The organism is Pantoea sp. GW821-FHT03E06 (assembly GCF_059420725.1).
The window spans coordinates 3,478,951-3,504,777 of sequence record NZ_JBWKUG010000001.1 but is presented as its reverse complement, the minus strand read 5'-3'; the positions used below and the strand labels follow the sequence as shown (position 1 = coordinate 3,504,777).

16 protein-coding genes and 1 tRNA gene are annotated in these 25,827 nt (G+C 53.2%); 9 read left to right on the top strand and 8 right to left on the bottom strand.

Annotation, left to right across the window (positions count from 1 at the left end; all coding sequences use genetic code 11):
- Nucleotides 1-101 precede the first annotated feature (101 nt).
- From deoC to mrdA, 5 genes are all read left to right on the top strand, one after another.
- The gene (gene deoC / locus AC07WB_RS16195) at nt 102-881 is read left to right on the top strand and encodes a deoxyribose-phosphate aldolase (RefSeq protein WP_494940845.1); all 780 of its coding nucleotides are present in this window, start codon (nt 102-104) and stop codon (nt 879-881) included.
- Between the two features lie 62 nt (nt 882-943).
- Nucleotides 944-2,266 carry a thymidine phosphorylase gene (deoA, locus tag AC07WB_RS16190; protein ID WP_494940844.1) on the top strand — a complete coding sequence of 441 codons (1,323 nt, stop codon included), beginning with the start codon at nt 944-946 and terminating at the stop codon, nt 2,264-2,266.
- A 94-nt stretch (nt 2,267-2,360) separates the two neighbouring features.
- Nucleotides 2,361-3,584: a phosphopentomutase gene (gene deoB / locus AC07WB_RS16185; RefSeq protein ID WP_494940843.1), complete on the top strand. Its 1,224-nt coding sequence runs from the start codon at nt 2,361-2,363 to the stop codon at nt 3,582-3,584.
- Between the two features lie 33 nt (nt 3,585-3,617).
- Complete coding sequence (gene deoD / locus AC07WB_RS16180) at nt 3,618-4,331, top strand: purine-nucleoside phosphorylase (RefSeq protein WP_097096037.1); 714 nt, start codon at nt 3,618-3,620, stop codon at nt 4,329-4,331.
- A gap of 200 nt (nt 4,332-4,531) precedes the next feature.
- Entirely contained in the window at nt 4,532-6,406 is a 1,875-nt protein-coding gene (gene mrdA / locus AC07WB_RS16175) for a penicillin-binding protein 2 (RefSeq protein ID WP_097096038.1), read from the top strand.
- A 9-nt stretch (nt 6,407-6,415) separates the two neighbouring features.
- Here the strand turns inward: mrdA and AC07WB_RS16170 are convergent, their stop codons facing one another.
- Nucleotides 6,416-7,738: a methyl-accepting chemotaxis protein gene (locus tag AC07WB_RS16170; protein ID WP_494940842.1), complete on the bottom strand. Its 1,323-nt coding sequence runs from the start codon at nt 7,736-7,738 to the stop codon at nt 6,416-6,418.
- A gap of 194 nt (nt 7,739-7,932) precedes the next feature.
- On the opposite strand from AC07WB_RS16170, the gene AC07WB_RS16165 reads away from it, so the two are divergent.
- Nucleotides 7,933-8,008 (top strand) — tRNA-Phe (locus tag AC07WB_RS16165).
- Between the two features lie 220 nt (nt 8,009-8,228).
- On the opposite strand, the gene AC07WB_RS16160 is transcribed toward AC07WB_RS16165, so the two are convergent.
- On the bottom strand, nt 8,229-13,766 hold the full coding sequence (locus tag AC07WB_RS16160) for an Ig-like domain-containing protein (RefSeq protein WP_494940841.1): 5,538 nt from the start codon (nt 13,764-13,766) through the stop codon (nt 8,229-8,231).
- Between the two features lie 580 nt (nt 13,767-14,346).
- Between AC07WB_RS16160 and AC07WB_RS16155 the strand changes: the two genes are divergently transcribed.
- Nucleotides 14,347-17,160 (top strand): autotransporter outer membrane beta-barrel domain-containing protein, encoded by a 2,814-nt coding sequence (locus tag AC07WB_RS16155; RefSeq protein ID WP_494940840.1) that lies wholly within the window; start codon nt 14,347-14,349, stop codon nt 17,158-17,160.
- 292 nt (nt 17,161-17,452) lie between these two features.
- Nucleotides 17,453-18,079, top strand: coding sequence for a response regulator (locus AC07WB_RS16150; RefSeq protein ID WP_494940839.1), 627 nt, complete (start codon nt 17,453-17,455; stop codon nt 18,077-18,079).
- Between the two features lie 31 nt (nt 18,080-18,110).
- Here the strand turns inward: AC07WB_RS16150 and AC07WB_RS16145 are convergent, their stop codons facing one another.
- The 6 genes from AC07WB_RS16145 to AC07WB_RS16120 form a co-directional block, all read right to left on the bottom strand.
- Nucleotides 18,111-20,162 carry a 2Fe-2S iron-sulfur cluster-binding protein gene (locus AC07WB_RS16145; protein ID WP_494940838.1) on the bottom strand — a complete coding sequence of 684 codons (2,052 nt, stop codon included), beginning with the start codon at nt 20,160-20,162 and terminating at the stop codon, nt 18,111-18,113.
- Nucleotides 20,163-20,172: 10 nt separating this feature from the next.
- Nucleotides 20,173-20,790 (bottom strand): glutathione S-transferase family protein, encoded by a 618-nt coding sequence (locus AC07WB_RS16140; RefSeq protein ID WP_400458329.1) that lies wholly within the window; start codon nt 20,788-20,790, stop codon nt 20,173-20,175.
- A gap of 138 nt (nt 20,791-20,928) precedes the next feature.
- Nucleotides 20,929-21,441, bottom strand: coding sequence for a ferritin-like domain-containing protein (locus AC07WB_RS16135; protein WP_097096047.1), 513 nt, complete (start codon nt 21,439-21,441; stop codon nt 20,929-20,931).
- A gap of 68 nt (nt 21,442-21,509) precedes the next feature.
- Nucleotides 21,510-21,692, bottom strand: a complete 183-nt coding sequence (locus AC07WB_RS16130; RefSeq protein ID WP_007893075.1) for a con-10 family general stress protein — start codon at nt 21,690-21,692, stop codon at nt 21,510-21,512.
- Between the two features lie 492 nt (nt 21,693-22,184).
- Nucleotides 22,185-23,273: a tartrate dehydrogenase gene (locus tag AC07WB_RS16125; RefSeq protein ID WP_400458331.1), complete on the bottom strand. Its 1,089-nt coding sequence runs from the start codon at nt 23,271-23,273 to the stop codon at nt 22,185-22,187.
- Nucleotides 23,274-23,287: 14 nt separating this feature from the next.
- Nucleotides 23,288-24,598: an MFS transporter gene (locus AC07WB_RS16120; protein WP_494940837.1), complete on the bottom strand. Its 1,311-nt coding sequence runs from the start codon at nt 24,596-24,598 to the stop codon at nt 23,288-23,290.
- Between the two features lie 131 nt (nt 24,599-24,729).
- Between AC07WB_RS16120 and AC07WB_RS16115 the strand changes: the two genes are divergently transcribed.
- Nucleotides 24,730-25,638, top strand: a complete 909-nt coding sequence (locus AC07WB_RS16115) for a LysR family transcriptional regulator (protein ID WP_345828320.1) — start codon at nt 24,730-24,732, stop codon at nt 25,636-25,638.
- The last annotated feature ends 189 nt before the right edge of the window (nt 25,639-25,827 follow it).

The following is a 25,827-nucleotide window of genomic DNA, read 5'->3' as shown; positions in this document are numbered from 1 at the left end:
TTCATGTGTGACATGAAACGCAATTCGTTGTCACGATAATTGTTAGAATTATCACATTCCCCGGTGGGTTGTGCCCGCCGATCTGAATTTTGGAGAGCATCATGACCGACCTGAAAGCAGCAGCACAGCGCGCATTGCAACTGATGGATTTAACCACCCTGAACGAAGACGACACCGACGAGAAAGTGATCGCGCTGTGCCGTCAGGCGAAATCGCCGGCCGGCAATACCGCTGCAATCTGTATCTATCCGCGCTTTATTCCGGCGGCGCGTAAAGCGCTGCGCGAGCAGGGTACAACAGAAATTCGCATTGCTACCGTCACCAACTTCCCGCACGGCAACGATGACATCGAGATTGCGCTGGCCGAAACCCGCGCGGCGATCGCTTACGGTGCCGACGAAGTCGACGTGGTGTTCCCGTATCGCGCGCTGATTGCCGGTAATCGCGACGTGGGTTTTGAACTGGTGAAAGCCTGTAAAAAAGCCTGCGCAGACGCCAACGTACTGCTGAAGGTGATTATCGAAAGCGGTGAGCTGAAAGATGAAGCACTGATTCGTGCGGCTTCTGAGATTTCAATTGATGCGGGCGCCGATTTCATCAAAACCTCCACCGGTAAAGTGCCGGTCAACGCCACGCCAGAAGTGGCGGCCATCATGATGCAGGTGATCCGCGATAAAGGCGTGCAGCAGCAGGTCGGCTTTAAACCGGCGGGCGGCGTACGTACCGCTGAAGATGCGGCGCTGTATCTGAAGCTGGCTGACGACACGCTGGGTGAAGGCTGGGCGGATGCGCGTCATTTCCGCTTTGGCGCGTCCAGCCTGCTGGCAAGCCTGCTCAATACGCTGGGCCACGAAACCGCGACCAGTAAAGCGGGCTACTAAGTTCAACCCATTCTTTGTAGGGTCGCCATTCATGGCGACCTCCTCATTCCAGGGAGGCAACCGTGTTCCTGCCACAAGAAATTATTCGTAAAAAACGCGACGGCCAGGCGCTGAGTGAAGCAGAGATTCGCTTCTTTATTAACGGCGTGCGCGACAACAGCGTCTCGGAAGGCCAAATCGCCGCGCTGGCGATGACCATTTACTTCCATGACATGACGCTGGAAGAGCGCGTAGCGCTAACCATGGCGATGCGCGATTCCGGCACGGTGCTGAACTGGAAATCGCTCAACCTCAACGGCCCAATTGTGGATAAACACTCCACCGGCGGCGTGGGCGATGTGACCTCGCTGATGCTCGGCCCGATGGTAGCGGCCTGCGGTGGTTATGTGCCGATGATCTCCGGTCGTGGCCTGGGGCACACCGGCGGCACGCTGGATAAACTGGAAGCGATTCCCGGCTTCGATATCTTCCCCAGCGACGATCGTTTCCGCGAGATTATTAAAGACGTGGGTATCGCCATTATCGGCCAGACCAACTCGCTGGCACCGGCCGACAAGCGTTTCTACGCCACGCGCGATATCACCGCCACCGTTGATTCGATTCCGCTGATCACCGCCTCGATCCTCGCCAAAAAACTGGCGGAAGGATTGGATGCACTGGTGATGGACGTCAAAGTGGGCTCCGGTGCCTTTATGCCGACCTTCGACGCGTCAGAAAATCTGGCGCAGGCGATTGTCGGCGTGGCGAACGGTGCAGGATGTAAAACCACCGCGCTGCTTACCGACATGAACCAGGTGCTGGCGTCTACCGCCGGCAACGCGCTGGAAGTGCGTGAAGCGGTGCAATTCCTGACCGGCGTTGCGCGGAATCCACGTTTGCTGGAAGTGACGATGGCGCTGTGCTCAGAAATGCTGATCTCCGGCAAACTGGCGGAAAACGACGCCGATGCGCGCAAAAAACTGCAGCAGGTGCTGGATAACGGTAAAGCTGCTGAAGTGTTCGCCCGCATGGTAGCGGCGCAAAAGGGCCCGGTAGATTTCATCGAGCGGATGGACAACTATTTACCTGCACCTACCTTAAGCAAAGCGGTGTATGCCGACAGCGCCGGTATTGTCAGCGCCATGGATACGCGAGCGCTCGGCATGGCGGTGGTGTCACTCGGCGGTGGTCGCCAGCGCGCCAGCGACAGCATTGATTACAGCGTGGGCTTAAGCGATATGACCACGCTCGGCACCCCGATAGACGCGCAGCGTCCGCTGGCGATTATTCACGCAAGCTCTGAAGCGCAGTGGCAGCAGGCCGCCGCCGCGGTGAAAGCCGCGATTACGCTGAGCGACGCGGCCCCCGAAATTACACCGGTCGTTTATCGTCGCGTGAGCGAATAACGCACGCTTCCGCGTGCCAGGCAGCGGCCGTTCGGGTATACTGATCTGATCGCTTTTTTTTGACTTGTCATCGCGCATTGCGCAGGAGACTTGCATGAAACGTGCTTTTATTATGGTTCTCGACTCCTTCGGGATCGGTTCTAGCAAAGACGCCGATAAATTCGGTGATGAAGGATCGGACACCCTCGGCCATATCGCCGAAGCGTGTTTCGAAGGCCGCGCCAATGAAGGTCGCGAAGGCCCGCTGCACTTACCTAACCTGACTAAATTAGGACTCGGCAAAGCCGCTGAGCTTTCCACCGGTCGTTTCCCGCCAGGCCTCGATCCCAACGCGGAAATCATCGGTGCGTACGCGTACGCCAGCGAACTCTCGTCGGGTAAAGATACGCCGTCGGGTCACTGGGAAATCGCCGGCGTGCCGGTGCTGTTTGATTGGGGCTATTTCAGCGACAAAGAGAACAGCTTCCCGCAGGAATTGCTGGATATTCTGGTGAAGCGTGCCGATCTGCCGGGCTATCTTGGCAACTGCCACTCTTCAGGAACGGTCATTCTCGACCAACTCGGCGAAGAGCATATGAAATCCGGCAAGCCGATTTTCTATACTTCGGCGGATTCAGTATTCCAGATTGCCTGCCACGAAGAGACCTTTGGCCTCGATCGCCTGTATGAGCTGTGCGAAATCGCTCGTGAAGAGCTGACGAACGGTGGCTACAACATTGGCCGCGTGATTGCGCGTCCGTTTGTTGGCGATAAAGCCGGCCACTTCGAGCGTACCGGCAACCGTCACGATCTGGCCGTTGAACCGCCGTCGGCGACCATGCTGAAAAAACTGGTCGACGAGAAAGGCGGCGAAGTGATTTCGGTGGGTAAAATCGCCGATATCTACGCCGAGCAGGGCATCACGCAGAAGGTGAAAGCCACCGGCTTAGATGCACTGTTCGACGCCACCATTGAGCAGATGAAGAAAGCGCCAGATACCTCGATTGTGTTCACCAACTTCGTTGATTTTGACTCAACGTGGGGACATCGTCGCGATATCGCCGGTTATGCGGGCGGGCTGGAGCTGTTCGATCGTCGCTTGCCCGAGCTGATGGAATTGGTGAAAGAGGGTGACATTTTGATCCTCACCGCCGATCACGGCTGCGATCCAAGCTGGGAAGGTACCGAACACACGCGTGAGCACATTCCAATTCTGATCTACGGCCCGCATGTGAAGCCTGGATCGCTGGGATATCGCGATACCTTTGCCGATATCGGCCAGACCATCGCAAAATATTTCGGCCTGTCCAGCATGGACTACGGCAAGAGCATGCTGTAAAACAGCGCACCAATTTTTATAAGGAAAATAAACATGGCAACGCCTCATATTAATGCAGAAATGGGTGATTTCGCGGACGTCGTACTGATGCCTGGCGATCCGCTGCGCGCTAAGCACATTGCTGAAACCTTCCTCGAAGATGTGGTGGAAGTGAACAACGTGCGCGGCATGCTCGGTTTCACCGGTACCTATAAAGGCCGCAAGATTTCTGTGATGGGTCACGGCATGGGTATCCCATCTTGCTCGATCTATACCAAAGAGCTGATCACTGATTTCGGCGTGAAGAAGATCATCCGCGTGGGTTCATGTGGCGCCGTGCGCGCAGACGTGAAACTGCGTGACGTGGTGATTGGTATGGGTGCCTGCACCGATTCCAAAGTGAACCGCATGCGTTTCAAGGATCACGATTTCGCCGCCATTGCTGATTTCGAGATGGTGCGTAACGCGGTTGACGCAGCGAAAGCGCTGGGCGTTGAGGCGCGCGTGGGTAACATCTTCTCCGCCGATCTGTTCTACACGCCAGATCCGCAGATGTTCGACGTGATGGAGAAGTACGGTATCCTGGGCGTGGAAATGGAAGCGGCGGGTATTTACGGCGTGGCAGCAGAGTTTGGTGCGAAAGCGCTGACTATCTGCACCGTGTCGGATCATATCCGCACCCACGAGCAGACCACCGCGGCTGAACGCCAGACCACCTTCAACGATATGATTAAGATCGCGCTGGAGTCAGTGCTGCTGGGCGATTAATTTCGACCCTTGCTGCGCATATGAACCAGGGCGGCATAAATGCCGCCCCTACAACGAACGTAGGGTCGCCATTCATGGCGACCTGGCTTCCCACCGTAAACATCTGACACACTTTTACCCAGGCTTGTGCATCTTCGTGCTGGCTCTGAAACGATCTCTGCTTATCATTAGCGTGATAACAAAGAGACTAAGCCCACCTGATGAATTTCCGTAATTTCGAAGCAGAAGAAAAGCTGTTTGCCCGCCGTGCGATTGTCGCTTTTGCCCTGGTTGTCATCTGCTTTACCATTTTAGGCGTTAACCTGTATCGCCTGCAGGTTGATGAGCACAGCTATTACCAGACGCGATCCAACGAAAACGACATCAAAATGATCCCTATCGCGCCGACTCGTGGTCTGATTTTCGATCGCAATGGTATTCCGCTGGTGCGTAACGTTAGCTGGTATGACATTCACATCACGCCGTACAAAATCGACAATATGCAGGAGACGCTGAAGGCGTTGACGCCGATTGTTGATCTGACGCCAGAAGAGATCGAAACCTTCGAGCACGATCTCAAACAGAGCAGCCGCTATAAGCCGGTCGAACTGAAAGCTGAGCTAACGGATGAGGAAGTGGCGCGCTTTGCCGTCAATCAGTTCCGCTTTACTGGCGTCACCGTCGATACCTACCAGGATCGCGAATACCCTTACGGCGCGGACCTGGCGCACGTGCTCGGTTACGTCTCTAAAATCAATGACAATGACTACAAACGCCTGAACGCGCAAGGCCTGGGCGAGAATTATGCCGCCGACCACAACATTGGTAAGCAGGGCATTGAAGGCTATTACGAAGCGCTGCTGCACGGCAAAACCGGCTATCAGGAAGTGGAAGTGGATAACCACGGGCGTATCGTGCGCGTGCTGAAGGAGGTGCCGCCGGTTGCGGGCCAGAACATCACGCTGACGCTCGATCTGCACCTGCAGCAGTACGTGGAGAGCCAGTTGGCAGGGCAACGCGCGGCGGCGCTGATTGAAGATCCGCACGACGGCAGCGTGCTGGCGATGGTTTCCGCGCCGAGTTACGATCCTAACCCGTTCGTCAAAGGCATCAGCTATAAAGCGTATAAAACGCTGTTGCAGGATAAAGACCTGCCGCTGATCAACCGCGTCACGCAAGGCTTGTATCCGCCGGCTTCCACGGTCAAACCCTATATGGCGATGTCGGCGCTGCTCAATAAAGTGATCACCCCAAGTACCACCTTCTTCGGCGCACCCACCTGGACGCTGCCGGGCACCGATCGTAAATATCGCGACTGGAAAAAATCGGGCCACGGCATGCTGGATGTGACGCGTGCTATTGAGGAGTCGGCGGATACCTTCTTCTATCAGGTTGCTTTTATGATGGGCATCGATCGCATCCACACCATGCTAAGCCAGTTTGGCTATGGCAAATCGACCGGCATCGATCTCAATGAAGAGTATGCTGGGTTACTGCCAAGCCGCGAATGGAAGCAGAAGGTGCATAAACACGTATGGTATCAAGGTGATACGGTGTCGGTGGGCATTGGGCAAGGTTACTGGGTTGCGACGCCGATTCAGATGGTGAAAGCGATGGTGGCGCTGATCAATAACGGCCGCGTCATCACTCCGCATCTGCTGGAGAAATCGCAGCGCGGCACGGTGGTGCAGCTCTATCAGCCAAAACTGCCGCAGGCGCAGATTGGCGATGCCAAATCGCCGTACTGGTCGCTGGTGCGTCACGCCATGTTCGGCATGGCGAACGCGCCGAACGGCACGGGCTACAAATATTTCCATACCGCGCCTTACGGCATTGCGGCCAAATCGGGTACCTCACAAGTTTTCAGTCTGAAGCAGAATCAGATCTATAACGCCAAAATGACGCCGATGCGTCTGCGCGATCACATCTTCTACACCGCCTTTGCGCCGTTTAACGATCCGAAAGTGGCGGTGGCGTTGATTCTGGAGAACGGCGGTAATGAAGGCGTGACGGCGGCGCCGCTTATGCGCAACATCCTCGACCATATCTTTGTGCCGCCAGCTGCAGCGCCGCCGTTAGCAACAGCGGCGCAGTAGATAAGTGACTTAGCCCTCTTTCAATGCATCCGTAACGTGGCCGATGGCGCGTACCACTTCGCTGGAACTGCCGCGAATATCGGCCATCATGCCGCCGGCTTCTTGCGCTAGCACCACGCCCTGGTCGGCGCGCTTCAGGTTTGATGCGATACCTTTCAGCGCTTTCTCCGCCAATGTGTGGTTCTGCTGCACCCTATTCTCAATTTCGGTGGTGGCGCGGTTGATATTGGCCGCCAGCGTACGCACCTCATTAGCGACCACGGCAAAACTGCGGCCGTGTTGGCCGGCGCGCGCCGCCTCAACGGCGGCATTGAGCGCCAGCAGGTTGGTTTGATCGGCGATGCGGCGAATGCTCTCAACAATGGCACCAATGCGATCGGAGGATTCGCTCAGATTATTGATATCGCCGGAAATACCATGCAGCTCGCCCGCTAAATCGTTCATGGTCTGCACGCTGTTTTCAATTACCGTTGCGCCCAGTCGCGTGCTTTCGCTGGTTTGCAGCGCGGTTTGGTACGCTTGCTGCGCGGCCTCGCGCTCTTGCTGATTCTTCTCCACCTGAGCGGTGACATCGGTGGCGAACTTCACCACTTTGTACAGCTCACCCGCTTCATTGAACACCGGGTTGTAGGTGGCGCGCAGCCACACCGTTTGGCCGCGTTTGTTCACGCGCTGAAACTGACCGGAGATAAATTCGCCCTGATTGAGCTTGTGCCAGAAGCGGCGATATTCGTCGCTGTTACGCATCTCTGGCGGACAGAACTGGCGGTGATGCACGCCAACCACCTCCGCCGCGCTGTATCCCATGGTTTTCAGGAAGTTGTCGTTGGTCATCAACACTTCGCCCTGCAAATTGAAGGCAATCACTGCCATGGAGCGCTCTATGGCAGTGGTCATCGCGCGCTGCTCCTGCGCATCTATAATGCGCGCGGTGATATCGCTTGCCAGCTTGACGATTTTAATCACGCGGCCGCTACGATCCTGCACCGGCACATAGTTGGCTTCCAGCCAGATGGGACGGCTGTGTTTCGCCACGCGCAGGAATTTGTCGCTAAAACCTTCGCCACGGTTCAGGCGCCGCCAGAAGTCGCGATAGTGCGGAGAGGTGATCTGATCGGTGGTGCAGAACAGGCTGTGATGCTGGCCGACGATCTCGTTGAGCGTATACCCCATGCGCTCAAGAAACAGATCGTTGGCGGTGAGAATCTTCCCTTCGGGGGTGAATTCAACCATGGCGATAGCATCCTGCAGCGAATTGAGCGTTGCTACGCTATGACCGCGTTTCTGCCACGCAAGGCGTGACAGGATTCCTGATGTAATGGTGCTGAACATGGTGGACCTTATTATTGGTATGAGTTGTCAGCACGGTTATCGGCACAAGCGATTAAAAATTCATCGATAACTGCGATAGGTAGAATGATTTTTTACCGGTTGGTCTGGCGGTTGCTTTAAAAGGCATCAGTCAGCGGATTTTTGCCGAAAAGCGTTTGACGGTGCGGCGCGAGTAGGGTTTAATGCGCCCCGTTGCCCGGATAGCTCAGTCGGTAGAGCAGGGGATTGAAAATCCCCGTGTCCGTGGTTCGATTCCGCGTCCGGGCACCATACATCGAAGCACACTGGTTAGATATTATGACGGGTGGCTTAAGAAGGTGGTGTTTACAGCAACAATTCTAGTTGAACATCAAAGCCTTCAGAAAAAGGGTATCAGTTAACGCTGATACCCTTTTTTCATTGGTGCTCATCCGTAACATTCGCCTTTTCAGACATAAAAAAACGGATGGCGAACCATCCGTTTTTACTTACCTATTAATGAAGTAAAACATCACATTGCTGTGTAGTTTTGCTCTTCAGGTTCAATCAGCGGCAACGCACTGTTGTTCACCACACCAGACTGCGTTTCTACGGTCATATCGGCTTGCGCGATAGATAGTGGTTTTGCAGCAGGCTGCTGTGCTTCAACTTCTTCACTAAACAGCGCTTGCTCCGGGGAGCTAAGAAGATCGGCAACTGAGATATTCAGCGCTGATTCATTAGACTCAGCCTGCACCGTAAAGTTAAGCGGGTGACTCTCAAGATAGAGACCTTTAACCACAACGGTGTGCGACCCATCATCACGCTCAGGTAGCGTAAATGACCACGAGCCATCCTGACCTGTCCGCACCTCACCGACCTTTTCATCATTGTCGTAAATTTCCAACATGATGTCCTGGCCAGCAACGCCTTTCAGGGTTGGGGTTGAGTCAGAGGTAGTACTACGAGGCACGATATAGCTATCGCCCTGTTCGTCGTCGTAGGCGCCGCAACGGATTGGCATATCGTTTGGATGCGCTAAATCGTATTCAAAGTCAAAGCTTTCACGCTGCCCTTCACCGGTGACGATGATATGATTCTTACCTGGTTGCAGGGGCGTAGTGACGTCGAAACTCCAGCGGCCATATTCATCAGTCGTCGCCGTTCCAAATGGTTCACCATTACTGGTGAGGGTAACCACCGAGCCCGGTGCCGCGATACCACTAAAGGACGGCGTATTGTCTCGAACTTCCCATTTACGCTGATCCCACTCTAAATGACTAATACCGCCATCATACTCAGCAATACTTTCGAGCACCAAAATACGAGGATATTCGGCTGGCACTACGCTGAAAGTAAATGCTTCACCCTGATATTTTTCACTCGATCCAGCGGTGATGCGGTGTTCTCCCAGATCTAATGCTTTTTCAGGTTTAAATGTCCATACACCTGATGCATTAGCCTGCGCTTCACCTATCTCCACACCGTTATCGAAGATCTTAACCAAGGCGTTCGGTTGTGCTTTTCCGGTAAAGCGAGGCGTATTGTCATCGCTTTCTCCGTTGGCACTGATGAACCCTTTTCTAAAGAAGTTATCGTAGGCACTGTTTACTTCATAAGATGTGCCTGGTTCCAATGGATTCTCTGTATCAGCAGGCACCACGGTGAAGTTAAAGGCTGGGCCTTGATGTTCTACGTCTGGGCCTGAGGTAATGTTATGTTCACCAAGCGGTAACGCTGTTTCAGGCTTAAATGTCCAGAAACCTTGTCCATCAGCGCGTGTTTCACCAATTTCTACGCCATTATCGAAGATCTTCACTATCGCAAATCGTAATGCATGTCCGGTAAAGCGTGGGGCACTGTCATCGCTCTCGCCATTGGCAGGAATGAGACCAGATTTCAGGACGCTATCGTATGCTGTTTCGACGGTGTAAATAATTTCCGGCAATACCGGTATTACCGGCTCAACTGGTACTTCCGGCTCAACAGGCACTTCTGGCTCAACTGGCACTTCCGGTTCAACTGGCACTTCTGGCTCAACCGGAACTTCTGGCTCCACTGGATCAACCACAATCGGTGCATTGATATACAGAGTAAACGGATCACTTTCGCTGCCGTCAGCGGTTCTCACTGTAATGGTGTGCTCACCACCGCCCAGCTCCTGCTCGAAGTTCCAGCGTCCGCCCCAGCTCGATACGACAGAGCCAATCTCAACGCCGTTGTCGTAAATAGTGATCAACGTATTTGGTGCGGCCGTGCCGTTAAAGCGTGGCGATGTGTCATTGACCGAGTCATTGTCGCCGACCTCACGATCATATGATCCGCTATTATCAAATGCGCGATCGATAGTGACGGGGATTGCTGGCACTTCTGGTTCAACCGGTACTTCTGGCTCCACAACCGGTGCGTTGATATACAGAGTAAAGGGATCGCTCATGCTGCCACCTGCGGCTTGCACCGTAATGATGTGCTTACCGCCGCCGAGTTCCTGCTCGAAGTTCCAGCGTCCGCCCCAGCTCGAGACGACAGAGCCGATCTCAACACCGTTATCGTAAATAGTGATCAGCGTATTCGGTGCCGCCGTGCCGTTAAAACGTGGCGATGTGTCTTTGACCGAGTCATTGTCGCCGACTTCACGATCGGACCATCCGCTATCATCAAATGCGCGATCGATAGTGGCTGGCTGGCTTTCTGGTGTTGTAATCGCGAAGCTGAACGGTTTGCTCTCGTTGCCCTGCGCGTCCTTAAAGCTGATGCTGTGCGCACCGCCACCCAGTTCCGGTGTGAAGACCCACTCACCGCGGCTGTTCGAAGTGGTGACACCAATAGGCTGACCGTTGTCATACACGGTGATCTGCACGTTCGGGCTGGCCTTGCCGTTAAAGCGCGGCGTGGTGTCACGTGTGGTGCCGTTCTCACCAATCGGTTCCCAGAAGTAATTGATGTCCTGATTTACCGCTTCAATGGTGATGTTTGCATCGACGGTGAAGCTGAACGGTTTGCTCTCGTTGCCCTGCGCGTCCTTAAAGCTGATGCTGTGCGCACCACCACCCAGTTCCGGCGTGAAGACCCACTCACCGCGGCTGTTCGAAGTGGTGACACCAATAGGCTGACCGTTGTCATACACGGTGATCTGCACGTTCGGGCTGGCCTTGCCGTTAAAGCGCGGCGTGGTGTCACGTGTGGTGCCGTTCTCACCAACCGGCTCCCAGCCGTAATTGATGTCCTGATTTACCGCTTCAATGGTGATGTTTGCATCGACGGTGAAGCTGAACGGTTTGCTCTCGTTACCCTGCGCGTCCTTAAAGCTGATGCTGTGCGCACCGCCATCCAGTTCCGGCGTGAAGACCCACTCACCGCGGCTGTTCGAGGTGGTGATACCGATAGGCTGACCGTTGTCATACACGGTGATCTGCACGTTCGGGCTGGCTTTGCCGTTAAAGCGCGGCGTGGTGTCACGTGTGGTGCCGTTCTCACCAACCGGTTCCCAGCCGTAATTGATGTCCTGATTTACCGCTTCAATGGTGATGTTTGCATCGACGGTGAAGCTGAACGGTTTGCTCTCGCTACCCTGTGCATCCTTGAAGCTGATGCTGTGCGCACCGCCACCCAGTTCCGGCGTGAAGACCCACTCACCGCGGCTGTTCGAGGTGGTGACACCAATAGGCTGACCGTTGTCATACACGGTGATCTGCACGTTCGGGCTAGCCTTGCCGTTAAAGCGCGGCGTGGTGTCACGTGTGGTGCCGTTCTCACCAACCGGCTCCCAGCCGTAATTGATGTCCTGGTTCACCGCTTCAATGGTGATTGGCTGACTTTCCGGTGCTGTCACAGTGAAGCTAAATGCATCGCTCAGGCTGCCTTTTCCTGCTTCAAAGGCGATGCTATGCGCGCCAGCGCCCAGCTTCGCCGTATAGGTCCAGTAACCTGCAGAATCTGCAACAATTTCACCAACCGGATGCCCATTATCATACACAGTGATTTTTACATTCGGACCTGCACGCCCGGTAAAACGCGGTGTAGTGTCATTAGTGGTGGCGTTGCGATCAAATTCACGTTCGTAGCCGCGCGTATCGTCGTAGGCGTGATCGACAGTGATTGGCTGACTTTCCGGTGTGACTACCGTGAAGTTAAACGCATCGCTCAGGCTGCCTTTGCCTGCCTCAAAGGTGATGCTGTGCGCGCCGCTGCTCAGATCTGCTGTATAGGTCCAATAGCCCATGTCATTGGCATCAACGGTACCGATAGGCTGGCCGTTGTCATATACGGTGATTTTTGCATTCGGACCGGCGCTGCCGGTAAAGCGTGGCGTGGTATCGTTAGTGATGCCGTTGCGCTCAATATCGAGTTCATAGCCACGCGTATCATCGTAAGCGTTACCGATATTAATTTGCACACCCTGCGGGTCCACTATGGTGAAGCTGAAGGTATCGCTTTCATTACCGGTACTGGCTTTTGCGGTGATGTTGTGGGAGCCGTCAGACAGCTCGGCCGTAAATTCCCACTCGCCACGGCTGTTAGCCATTGCGGTACCAATAGGTTTGCCATTGTCAAAAATGGTGACCTCTACATTCGGTGCAGCATGACCGCGCAGAAGTGGTGTGGTGTCATTAGTGGTGTCGCCACGGTTAAGATAATTTTCATAGCCGCGGGAATCATCAATACCGTAATCAATGGTTGTTGCTACGGTTTCAGGACCAACGATTTCAAAATTAAAAGGTTGTGTGGTGTTGCCATTACCCGCATCAAATATCAGGTTATGTTCACCAACGCCCATTTCAGGGAAGAAGTACCAGTTGCCGTTGGCTTCAGCCGTGATTTCAGCAATCGGTTTGCCATTATCATAAACGGTAATGACGGCGCCAGGATCGGCACGTCCAGCAAAGCGTGGTGTAGTGTCGTGGATTTTATCGCCGGGAGCGATATAGCTGTTATGTTCGCCGCTGTCATCGACTGGCGGTGTCAGGGTGATAGGGGTTGTGCCTACGGGAAGAACAACAAAATCAAACGAAACGCTCGATCCTGGGGTAGTGACAATCAGGTGGTGAGATCCCGCATCCAGTGCAGGCTTGACCGTGAAGCTCCAGAAGCCCTTATCATCTGACATAGTGCTGCCGACGATTTTTTCACCATCAAAAATGGTAACTAAGGTATTTGGCGCTGCATCACCAATCAGACGTGGCGTGGAGTCGTAACTTTTGCTGCCCTCGACTATCTGCTTGCTGCGTTCATCATCGACGACAAAGGAAATTCTAACGGGTGCTCCAGGCTCCCGGATGCCAGGAATTTCTGGATCTACAACGATAGGCGTTTCCGGTTCCACAATGACAGGAACTTCAGGTTCCGCTGTACCGACGATTTCAAACGTAAACGGTTTAGTCGTATTACCATTGCCTGCATCGAAGGTCAGCGAGTGTGCCCCAGTTCCCAGCGTCGGGAAGAAGGACCAGTTGCCATTATCTTCAGAGGTGATTACCGCGATCGGTTGACCATTGTCGTAGACGGTGATCGTGGTATTAGGATCGGCCGTTCCGGCAAATCGTGGGGTGGTGTCCTGAATTTTATCGCCTGGCACAATCGTGTTGTTGCGCTCTCCGCTGTCATCGATTTGATAATCCAGCGAAATCACCGTCGTTCCCTCAGCAAGTAAGACAAAATTAAAGGAATCACTGGATTTATCTGAGCTGAAAGTAAGATTGCGTGCCCCGACCTCTAATGGCGATGCTGGCGTGAATGTCCAGTTTCCGTTCTCATCAGATGTCGTTACACCAATTTGATTTTCACCATCGTAAATGATGATGGACGTGTAGGGTTCAGCCGTACCAACAAAACGTGGGGTGGCGTCGTAGGTTATGCCGTCGGCAATAACCTGTTTAGCGTGCTCGTCATCGGCAACATACGAAACCTGAACCGGCTTTGCTTCTGCGAGCACGACGTTGGTGGCTGAGATCTGCCCAACCGCAGAATCTGCTGCATGATTGATGGCAGCTGCAGGCGCATCGGTTAAAACAGAGACGGTGGCGTTCTCGTGGCTGGAACGGTGCACATTACTCTTTTTCGATTCTTCCATGGTATTGACTCTCTATTACTTAGCTACATCCAGTACGTAACTAACGGCGCTATAATAAGGATTCAAAAAAATGCGCTTATGAGACGTGGCTCAATACGCTGTGAGACAGGATGATTTCTCTTGCGTCTGGTTTAAAGTGCAATTAATACAAGGGGTTAAAGAGATTTTTAGAAGTTAAATTTTTCGTTATTATTTCATGCCACCTCAATCCACACTTTACTCGCATCTGGCGGGGCGAGGGCATTGAGTAGAGGACGACAGCATTAGTGCTATTAAATAATTTTAATTAGCATGTGAAAAATTTTTTAATAGTTGATGAGAAAGTCTCCCGCAATAATACTCGTTTATAATATTTCTCCGCGCCGTAATGGGGATTATTTTAAATAAAAGCCCGCCTTATTTTAAAAAAAATCACTTCAAAAACTCTCCTCCTCCTACACCCCATAGGGAAAAAGACTACAAAAGGAAGATAGCGTTCCGAATGACATTTAAAGGAATGTTTATCAATCTTGCATGAAGGATTTTATGTCTTTTTATTTCAGATGTATTCACGGTAGAAACACGTTCAAGGAGTAAGAATATGTTACCTAAATTAAAGTTATCCTTATTATCACACCAATGTCTGCTCGCTATCGCCACGATGAGTATTTCATCGCTATCCTATGCGGATTCTCCCTGGAAAGTGACTGATGGTAAAATATTAATCGCCACATCGAGTTATCAAGGACGTACGCCTGGAGATTATCCATTGTATGTATCCGGGGATAATAGCGTATTACAAACTATTGCTGGGTTAGATTTTCGTACTTCCGGTGATAATTATGCTGCTGCCCAGGTATTAGATCGTGGTACGTTAAATTTAGAAAGTTCGACGCTGGTTACCCGTGGCGCGAATTCGCATGGCATTAATGTTGATAATGGCACGGTGAATATCATCGGTGGGTCAATCACCGTGGGCGGAGATAACAGTGATGGAATCCATGCGGACAATGGCGCCACACTCAATCTTAACGGTGTTGCCATTACGGCTGACGGCGTGGGTGGCAACGGCATCGCATTAAAAAATGGCAGCCTGACGGCGACAGATGTCAATATATTTGGCAATGGGCAAGCGGGAAATGGCCTCAAGCTGTTTGTCGATAATACCGCAGGTGATTCCCAGGCGACGCTTAAAAATGTTGATATCGTCATGCGTGGTAATGCCAATAGCGGTTTACTATTGGGTAATGGCAGCGTCAATGCAGACGAGCTAAATATATCTGCCAATGGCAGAACGCGCGGCATTGAAATTAACAGTGCCAGTAATGGCCGTGGCATAATGACCCTTGATAATAGTAATATTCACACGTCCGAGGGCGAGGCCATTTATGTGCAGTCCGGCGATATTGCTATTAGCAATACCATCATTAATACGGATAGCGGCATTGGCATTAATGTTGGCGATAATGCGACTGCCACCTTCAACGGTGGTAGCATTACTTCTCAGGATGATGACGGCACGGCAATATCTGTGGCGGGCAATAACTCTTCAGTAACCCTCTCAGATACCACTCTCACCACTTACGGCAATGCCGCTCATACCCTGTTTGCTGATGCGGGCGGCACCATTAATGCTGATCATATTCAGGCTCTCACGCATGGTCAGGACGCTTATATTCTTGCCGCGCATTCAGGGAATTTTAATATCAGCAATAGCCAGCTGGAAACGCTTGGAGATGCACCAGCGTTATATGTCACCAGCGATACGGGGTTTAACACCAGCAATGTTGTGTTAGATAATACCTCGTTGGTGAGTAAAAGTGGTTCAGCGGTGATGGCCGATGGCGCCGCACTCGATTTAACCGTGAAGAATGGTTCGCAGCTGATTGCGGGTAACGGTATTTTGCTGGACAGTAAGAGCGGTACTCAACCGAGCAGGGTTAGCCTGAAGGCTGAAAATGATGTGCTGCTGAGCGGTGACATCATCGCGGAAAGTAACAATCGTGTGGATGTCGATCTTGCGCAATCGTCGCAATTAACCGGCGCCATATTTAACGGTTCGGCTATGACCATCGACAGCAGCAGCCGTTGGTTGATGACCAAAAACTCCGATCTCAAATCGCTGGCTTCAGCGGGTATGATTGAATTTGCCCACAGCGACGATGGCTTCAAAACGCTCGCGCTGGGCGATCTCTCCGGCAATAGCCAGTTTGCGATGACAACCGATCTGCAGAAGCTCACGGGTGACCTGATTACCGTTAGCGGAAACGCCACGGGCGATCACGTTCTCTCGATTAACAATACCGGTCTGGAGCCAGGTGAAACGCACGATGTACTGGCGGTGGTAAAAACGGCTGGCAATGGCGATGAGCAGTTTACTTTGCAAAATGGCGTCGTGGATGCGGGTACCTACCAGTACGAGTTAAAGCATCAGGATAACGATTGGGTGTTAGCCCAGAAATTTAAAGAGGGCGGCGGCGGTGATGATGGCGGAGATCCCGTTGTGACGCCTTCAACAGCCACCGCGCTGGGCATTTTTAACGCGATGCCTTCCGCATGGTATGGCGAAATGACCACCTTGCGTACTCGTCTGGGCGATGTGCGTCAGGGTAAACAAACGGGTGGCGCATGGGTACGTGGCGTGGGCGGCGAATTTAAAATGCATGACGCCAACGGCGAGGGTTATAGCCAAAACCAGTCAGGTATTTCTGTTGGTGTAGACAGCGCAATCGATGTAGGGCAATCGCAAATGCTGCTGGGCCTGTTCAGCGGTTATAGCCGCAGTAACCTGGCGTTTACGCACAACAGTTCCGGCACTATCGACAGTTTCTTTATCGGCGGTTACTCCACTTTCCTGCTGCAGGATGGTTGGTTTATCGATAACGTCATCAAAGCAAACAACTTCAGCAACCATACTAACGCGCGTATGAGTGATGGCCAGCTCGCCAAAGGCGGCTACAGCACGCCGGCATTCGGGTTATCTGTTGAATTGGGTAAACGTATTGATTTTGATGGCGGCTGGTTCGCTGAGCCATCAGTGCAGTTATCAAGCGTATGGATCAAAGGCACGGGCTACCGTTTAGATAATGGCCTTAAAGCCGATAGTGACATGGCAACCTCTAAGCAGGCTGCATTGCATGGCGTTGTTGGAAAGAATATTGAATTAGAAAATGGCATGACAATTCAACCTTGGTTACGTGCCTCACTCATTGAGGAGTTTGCAAAAAACAACAAGGTTCATATCAATGATAATGGTTTTAACAATGATATGTCGGGCGTGCAGGGTAAATTTACGCTCGGTACATCCGCGCAGCTCACTCAGGATGTGCAACTTTATAGCGAAGCGAATTACAGCAAAGGTTCCAAAACCGAAACACCATGGAATGCCAGCGTTGGGGTACGCTGGAGTTGGTAATGATTGGCTAATTTTTTGAAAGAGTAGTCAGCAAGTAAAATAGAGGCGATGAGTATTTTCATCGCCTTTTTAGTGCAAAAGAACGTACGTATGTATTTGGTGGTTAATTAAAAAGTAAGCTGTAGGGAATTTCATGATGCTCAAAGCCATAATATGGCGAAGTGGTGCAATAAGAAGGACTTTTCTGAATGCGAGCGTAATGCTACAGCCAATTGTGCGTGTGTCATGCCGCTAAAGATCGTAGCATAGTTGCCCTGACAATAATAATGAGTTGCCTTTCGAGACGTTTCCTATGTCAAGAGTGTTAATTATTGATGATCACCCTGTAACCCGACTTGCACTGCGTATTTTGTTGGAAAGTAAAGAGTATATTGTTGCCTCAGAGACCGGTGATGGTTTTGAAGGTATTAGCATGGCAAAAACGTTACAGCCCGACCTGGTTATTGTCGATATCGATATCACCTCAATTAACGGCATTGAGGTGGTCAATAGATTACGTCGGCTTGGTTTTTCCGGTTATATTTTGGTGCTGACAGGGAAAAGAGAGCAGCATTATATTAACCTTAGCATTAAAGCGGGAGCGAATGGTTATATCAGCAAGGAGAATAATCTCTCCGAACTGCACGATGCCATTCGAGCGATCCAGTCCGGGTACAGCTATTTTCCCATGCCAGTATTGAACAATAAACAAACGTCGTCGATCCCTGATTCAGAAGGTGATTTTGTTTCTCTTCTGTCTGCGCGTGAATTGCAAATTTTGAAATACCTGGCAAGCGGTATGAAAAACATTGATATATCAAAAATTATGAAGCTGAGTGATAAAACGATCAGCACTTATAAAACCCGGTTGCTCAAAAAGTTACGTATGAGTAATCAGGTTGAACTCGCTAACTTTGCTCGCCGGCATAATCTGGACTGATTAATGCCCGTTAATGTGTGAAGCCTGATACTTACAACGCCAGGTGTATCGACTGTTCTTCTCCTTCTTGTTGAGCGGGTAGCGCGCAACAAATCAATACTTCATCGTCCGCCACGCTGGCGCTGGGGGCTGTTTGATAGGTTACCGCGCCTTGCAGCAGTTTGGTTTTGCAGCTGCCGCAATGCCCGGCGCGACAGCTATAAGCCGGGCTCAGCCCGCGCGCTTCGGCCAGCTCCAGCAGTGAACCCGCATCCGGCGTCCAGCGCGCCTCTTTTAATGAGTCCATAAATTTCACCGGCACCGATTGGGTTGCAACCGGCAACCGCGGCGTATCCTGCCGAGCAACATCCTGAGTGCGCTGCAGCGAGGAAGGGCCAAAGGCTTCTGCATGAATGCGATGATCGGCGATATTGTAAGCGCGCAGTCCGTCATACAGCGCCTGCGTGAATGCTGGTGGACCGCACAGATAGAAATCGTAATCGTTGAACGGTAGCACCTGCGAAAGCAGCGCCATATCAATGCGTCCAGCGATGTCGTAATCGAAGCCCTGTTCCGCATCCGTGGTGTGGCTTAGCACACGCACCAATTTGACGGCACCCTGCGCCTGTGCCAGCAGCTGATCAAGCTCACGCGCGAAAGGCCGCTCGGCTTTAGAGCGAGCCGATTGCAACAGAACCGTTGGCCGCATCCGCTGCTTACGCTGGCCTTCAAACACCAGATGCCGCAGCATCGCCAGCATGGGCGTAATGCCCACGCCGGCGGCAAGCAGCACCGCTGGACGCGTTTCGTTAGCATCGATAGTGAAATCGCCCGCCGGAGCACGCGCCTCAAGCGTATCGCCAACCGCAATCCCATCGTGAAGATAACGCGATACCGCACCCTCACGCTTCACGCTGATACGATAAAACCCATCCGCAGGCGCGACCGAAAGCGTATAGGCGCGCATCAGCGGCTTCTCTGCAGCTGGCAGCTGCACACGAATCGGCAGATGCTGGCCGGCCAGATGCGGCAGCACGCCCGCACCGTCATCCGGCTGTAAATGCAGCGAGCGAATAGTGCTGCTCTCTTCGACAATTTTTGTCACCTTAAACGGCCGCCAGCGCGAAACCAGTTCCGCCGCACGCAGACGTTCGGCGGCGTTTTGCCAATCCCCCGTCATCAGCGAGCTCGCTTCTGCGCTCTCTGCCGGTGTCATCCAGCGCAGGGCGAGGGCGGCACGACGACGTACGATGCGGCGCGCGCGAAACGTCCAGAGTCGCTCCGCGCCCTGAAAAGCGCCGATCTCTGGCGAGTCGAGGATCACTTCGGCATCACCGCTCAGCTGCAGCGTGTCGCCGCTGGCATAGTCGACAAACAGCAGCCCCGCTTTGCCGTTCAGGTGGATGTTGCCGAGCGTAGAGAAGAACAGATTGCCGTTGAAATCGGGAATCGTCAGCAGGCCGTCATCACCGATGCGTACAAAGCCAGGTTTGCCGCCGCGATGGGAAACATCAACCTGCCGATGAGGCTGGTCGGCATAGCTGGCAACGTAGAACGCATCCGCTGTGCCGATAGTGGTGCGCGCTGCGTCATCCAGCACGCTCAGGGTTTCTGCTGCTGCGTCATAGCGCTCGGCCGGATCGCGGGCAAAGCGGAAATCGCGTAGCGAGATATAGCGCGGACAGTTGCCAAAGCTTTGATCAACCTGCACGCGATACCCGCCGCCAATTGCCGTCAGAACGCCATTCATGCGATTGCGGCGACGAGTGTGCAGCTCGATGCCGAGCAGGCCAATCGGCGCAGCATCCTGCATCCCGGCCGCGGCCGGATCGCTGCTATCCGCGCGCGCTGCGATGTCCAGCGTGGTGGCATTGGGTGAGAAGATAAAGCCGGGCTGACCTTCCAGCAGCGTGGCCCAGGCATCGCCCTGCGCATCAACGCTACCTGCCACGATAAACGGCAGCTGCGCATAGAAGTCACGATGCTGATCGGGCATGTGATCGCGCACCACGCGCCGACCCACGTCCGCCATGCGCTCCGCCACACCCGCCTGCTGTTGAAGGGCAATTTCACCCTGATGCCACACCGGCAGTTTCTTACTCATGATGGTACGCTCAGGCGACGCCGCGCAGGCCGGCAGCGGTTTGCGGGAAGGGCACAAAGCCCGGCAGCGCTTCGATACGGCGCAAGAGTGCGTTCACCGCCGGGTAGCCGGAAAGGTCGACGTTGCCTTCGGGTGCGCCCACGATATAGCTGTACTGTGCGATGTCAGCGATGGTTGGACCATCGCCCACCAGCCATTCACGGTTCTGGAGGTGGTTTTCTATGCGTGACAGCACCAGGTGCGCGCGGGCGATGACCTCTTCCGCATTAAACGGCCGTCCAAACACGGTAATCAAGCGCGCTGCTGCCGGACCAAACGCGATATCGCCCGCTGCGACGGTCAGCCAGCGCTGTACCGCTGCCGCGCCCTGTGCATCTTCCGGCAGCCACTCGCTGCGGCCGGTTTTCTTTGCCAGATAGACCAGAATGGCGTTGGAATCGGCAATAAACGTACCGTCATCCTCCAGCACCGGCACTTGCCCGAACGGGTTCATGGCGAGAAATTCCGGCGTGTGGTGCTCGCCCGCTTTGAGATCAACATCGATAATTTCATGCGGTAAACCGAGCAGCGACAGAAACAGGCGTGCACGGTGTGCATGGCCGGAAAGGGGGAAATGATAGAGTTTCATCGTGTGCTTCCTTAGGTGATGCTCGGGACGATCCCGAGCCATGCCATAAGGTTCGCACAGACGATTTAGCGGCAGAATAGCCGAATTAGCGAAGTCATTATTGCGAAAAATGGAAGAGTCATGCTGTGCGCTTCGGCGTTATTTTTTCGCCTCAACGCCCGGCGTGGCAGAGCGAACCAAATACTGTTCCGTCACCACCGGCAGATTGTTCAGCGTCCATTCTGCCATCGCAATTTCCTGTTCACGAATACGATTAAAGATATCGACGCTTTCATGATCGTTGAGATGCTGGGCTGCGGCTATCAGCGAGGTGTAACTGGCAATCTCAAGATGCTCAAACACATTTCCGCTGATCGCGCCTTTCACCACTTCATCCTCTACCATCATGCCGCCCATCGCCTGACCAAAAGCGGATATTTTGCCGGCGATATTTTTTAATACCGATTGCGAGGTGGAGTAGCGGTCAATTACGCTTTGTACTAGCACCTGATGCTGGCGAGTTTCATCTATATGCTGTTCAACGCGTAATTTGAGATCGGGATAGTGCTCAAGGCGTGAGGCCATTTTTTCCAGCATACTTTCCGCTTGTTTTTCCATGGCATGGGCATCTCTGACCCAATCGAGAAAGTGTGTTTCGCTGTTATTGCTCATAATGTGCTACCTTATTGAAAATAGGGTGCTGCGGCTATTTCACCTATTAATTGCTAGCCGCAGAGACGTTACTCAGGCGATTTATCCACGACGCGACGGCTTTTTTTTCCGCCTTTTCTCCCTGCTTCAATAGCGCGTTCCGGATTATTACGGAAATTACCGCCGCTAAGCTGGCCGCCTTTTTTTCCCGCTTCGCGGGCTCTTTCTGGGTCCATGGCAAAATTGCCAGAACCGCCACGTGGTGTCGTCATGATTATTGCCTCAAAAAGTTAGATAACTATTATTTCAGTTACACCTTAAGGCTAGTCGTTAAAGCCTAACGCACAAGGCGGACTAATTAGGAGTTATCTTATCGGTATTGAAAAGGCTCGATTATTTCTTAGAGTTTGCTTAATTATTTTTCGCGTAAGAATAAATAAATTTTCCTGGCTTGATTGTGTGCCAGGTAATTATCCGTACCGCTTATATTTATTTTTAATTTCCAAGCTGATGAAATCAATCATCATTAATGTTACTTTTTTGTTATGCTGAGAAATGATTGTGAATCGGATTATTAGCCCTTTTCTTGTAAGGGCTATGAATCATTTATTTACTTATATCGGGCGACTTAATTTCACCAGCACCTGTGCACCGCCATTTTTCTCCAGTCGACACACGTCGAATCACAGTATGCACGAGCCATAGCGGCGCAATTCATTGCGCCGCTATGGAAGGTGGGATGATTCAACCCGCACTGGGTTAAATCAGAGGGCTTCTGCCACGCTGGCTTTGGACGTAATAAACTGCACTACCGCACGCGTCACCTCGGCGGTGTTGGCCGTGCCGCCGACATCCGGGGTCAAAATGCCTTTGGCGCAGACAAACTCGATGCCTTGCATAATCAGCGCCGCCGCGTCGCGCTCGCCGAGATGCTCCAGCATCTGTACTGCGGTCCAGAAGGTGGCGATCGGGTTGGCAATGCCTTTGCCGGTGATATCAAACGCTGAGCCGTGAATCGGTTCGAACATCGACGGGAAGCGACGCTCGGGATCGATATTGGCGGTCGGCGCCACGCCGAGGCTGCCCGCCAGCGCACCCGCCAGATCCGACAGAATATCGGCGTGCAGGTTGGTGGCCACGATGGTGTCGAGGCTTTGTGGATGCAGCGTCATGCGGTGCGTCATGGCATCAACCAGCATTTTGTCCCACTGCACATCCGGAAACTCGATCGCCACTTCGGCGGCAATCTCATCCCACATCACCATGCCGTGACGCTGGGCGTTGGATTTGGTCACCACGGTGAGCAGCTTACGCGGGCGCGACTGCGCCAGTTTGAAGGCATAACGCATGATGCGCGTTACGCCGACGCGGGTGAAAATCGCCACTTCGGTACCGACTTCCTCCGGCAAACCACGGTGCGCCCGCCCGCCGTTGCCGGAATATTCGCCTTCTGAGTTCTCCCGCACGATGACCCAATCAAGATCGCCAGGACCGCGATTGCGCAGCGGTGACGTCACGCCCGGCAGGATTTTGGTGGGGCGCACGTTGGCGTACTGATCAAAGCCCTGACAGATCGGCAGACGCAAACCCCACAGCGTGATGTGATCCGGCACGTCAGGCGCACCCACCGCACCGAAGTAAATCGCATCGAACTTCTTCAGCGTTTGCAGGCCATCTTCCGGCATCATCACGCCGTGTTGTTTGTAGTAATCCGAACCCCAGTCAAAGGTCTCGACATTGAACTTCAGCTGCGGATCCTGGTGCGTTAGCGCGTGCAAGACTTCCACACCGGCAGAGATCACTTCCGGGCCAATGCCGTCTGCGGGAATAGCGGCAATCGAATAGTTACGCATGTTGTATCTCCAGATTAATGAGTATGAGGATGAGGAAGCTCCGCCGTTTGCGGCTTATTGCCGCGGGTGGAGAGCAGCAGAACCACGATGGCGGAGATCGCCAGCAGTCCCGCCACGAAATAGAGTCCCCAGCTGTAGCTGCCGGTTTGCTGGCGAATCACGCCAATCATCATCGGGCCGACAAAACCGCCGAGGTTGCCAATCGAGTTGATGGTGGCGATGCCCGCTGCCGCCGCTGGACCACTGAGGAACAGCGTCGGCATGCTCCACAGCGGCGGTTTGGCGGCGCTGATGCCGACGGTGACCAGCGTCAGGGCGATAATCACCGTAAACAGCGTGCTGACGTTGCCGGCATAAATCAGTCCGGCCGCCGCCAGTAAACAGGCGCCGATCACGTGCCAGCTGCGCTCTTTGGTGCGATCCGAATGGCGCGCCCAGAGGATCATGCCGATCACGCCAATTACCGCCGGGAAGGCATTGAGGAAACCGATCTCCATTGAGGATGCGCCAAAGCTACGGATGATTTGCGGTGACCAGATGCCCAGCGTGTACAAGCCCGCCGAGGTGCCGAAATAGACCAGCGCCAGCGCTAACACGCGCTTATCGGCCAGTCCGCGCCATGCGCTGCTGTGGCTCTGCCTGGTGGCGCGCGCCTGCTCTTCCGCCCGCAGGGTGTTTTCCAGCCAGGCGCGCTCCTCATCGTTCAGCCACTTGGCTTTTGCTGGCCGATCGGTGAGGTAGAACAGCACCACGATGCCGAACAGCAGCGCCGGGATGGCTTCCAGCACAAACATCCATTGCCAGCCGGCGTAGCCTAGCAGGCCGTGCATCTTAAGCAGCGCAGCAGAAATTGGCGAACCGAGCGCCGTCGAAAGCGGTGCGGCAGCCATAAAGATAGCGGTGACCTGCGCGCGTTTCGCCGCCGGGAACCAGTAGCTGAGATAGAGAATGATGCCGGGGAAGAATCCGGCTTCCGCTACGCCGAGCAGGAAGCGCAGCACATAGAAGCTGGTGGTGCCCTGCACGAAGGCCATGCAGCCGGAGACTAATCCCCAGGTAATCATCACGCGGGCGATCCAGATGCGTGCGCCGACTTTGTGCAGAATTAAATTTGACGGTACTTCAAACAGGAAATAACCGAGAAAGAAAATTCCGGCACCAAAACCAAACACCGTGGGCGAGAAACCTAAATCCTGATTCATGGTTAATGCAGCAAAACCAATATTGACGCGATCGAGAAAGGCGATGAAGTAGAGCAGCATGATGAAGGGCACAATGCGTAACGTCACTTTACGCATCACCCTTTTTTCGAGGTGAGAGTTCATATTAACGTGCTCCAGATTGTGTAGGGGTAGTATTATTTTTTTGTCTTCGCGTTCAGTATGCAGTTTTGCTTTGGGGGATCATCAGGCGTGGATTATATAAAGTATTTGCATAATCAACGGGCGAGGGAAATGTGGATATAAATCAATTGCGCTGTTTTGTCGCCGTGGGTAAAGAACTCCATTTCGGGCGCGCTGCTCAAAGAATGGAAATGATGCCTGCGTCACTTTCTCGCTTCATTCGTTTACTGGAAGAAGACCTTGGCGTGCGCTTGTTAAATCGCTCGACGCGTAATGTTTCATTAACCGCCGAAGGCGCGATATTTTTTGATGAGGCCAGCAAATTAATCGATCAATTTGATGCGCTGGCGCAGCGATTTAAAGTCGGATTAAAAGATGAGCGTCGTACATTACGCATTGGCGCCATTGATAGCGCCGCGCGCGGATTAGTTCCGGCGTTGCTTAACTTATTTGTGCCACTGCATCCGCACAGTGATATTCATATTATTGAAGACAAAACCATTAATTTAATTCCGAAATTAAAATCGGGCTGGCTGGATATGATTTTTATCCGCGAACCGCAAAGTATTGATGCGTCTTTAGCGGTGCGCTTTATTACCCGTGAAAGCTGCGTGCTGGCGGTGCCAATTCAGCATGCGCTGGCGCAGTGCGAACGGGTGGCGGTGGTGGATTTCCAGCATGAAGCGATGATTATTCCCGATCGCCGCACGCGCCCGCACAGCCACGATTTGACGATGAGTTTGTTCAAACTGGCGGGACTCACGCCGCACATCGCGCAGTTCGCCGAAGAGAAACAAACCATTCTGAGTTTGGTGTCGGCCGGTTTGGGATTGGCCGTGGTGCCCGCGTCGTACCGTACGATGAACAGCGACAGCGTGCGCTACATAGCGCTGGATCTGCCCGAACAAATCAAAGGTTTGCCGCTCAGTATCGCCTGGCAAAAGGGCAACGAAGACGCGTTTTTACTCGAGATGCTGCGGCTGCTGCATGAGAATGAATGTGAGTTGACGGAGAAGTTGTGATTTCCCTCACCCTAACCCTCTCCCAGAAGGAGAGGGAATGATTAGTTGGGAGAAAATGCTGAATTCCGCAGAGGACGGTTCCCTCTCCCAGAAGGAGAGGGAATGATTAGTTGGGAGAAAATGCTGAATTCCGCAGAGGACGGTTCCCTCTCCCAGAAGGAGAGGGAATGATTAGGTGGGAGAAAAATG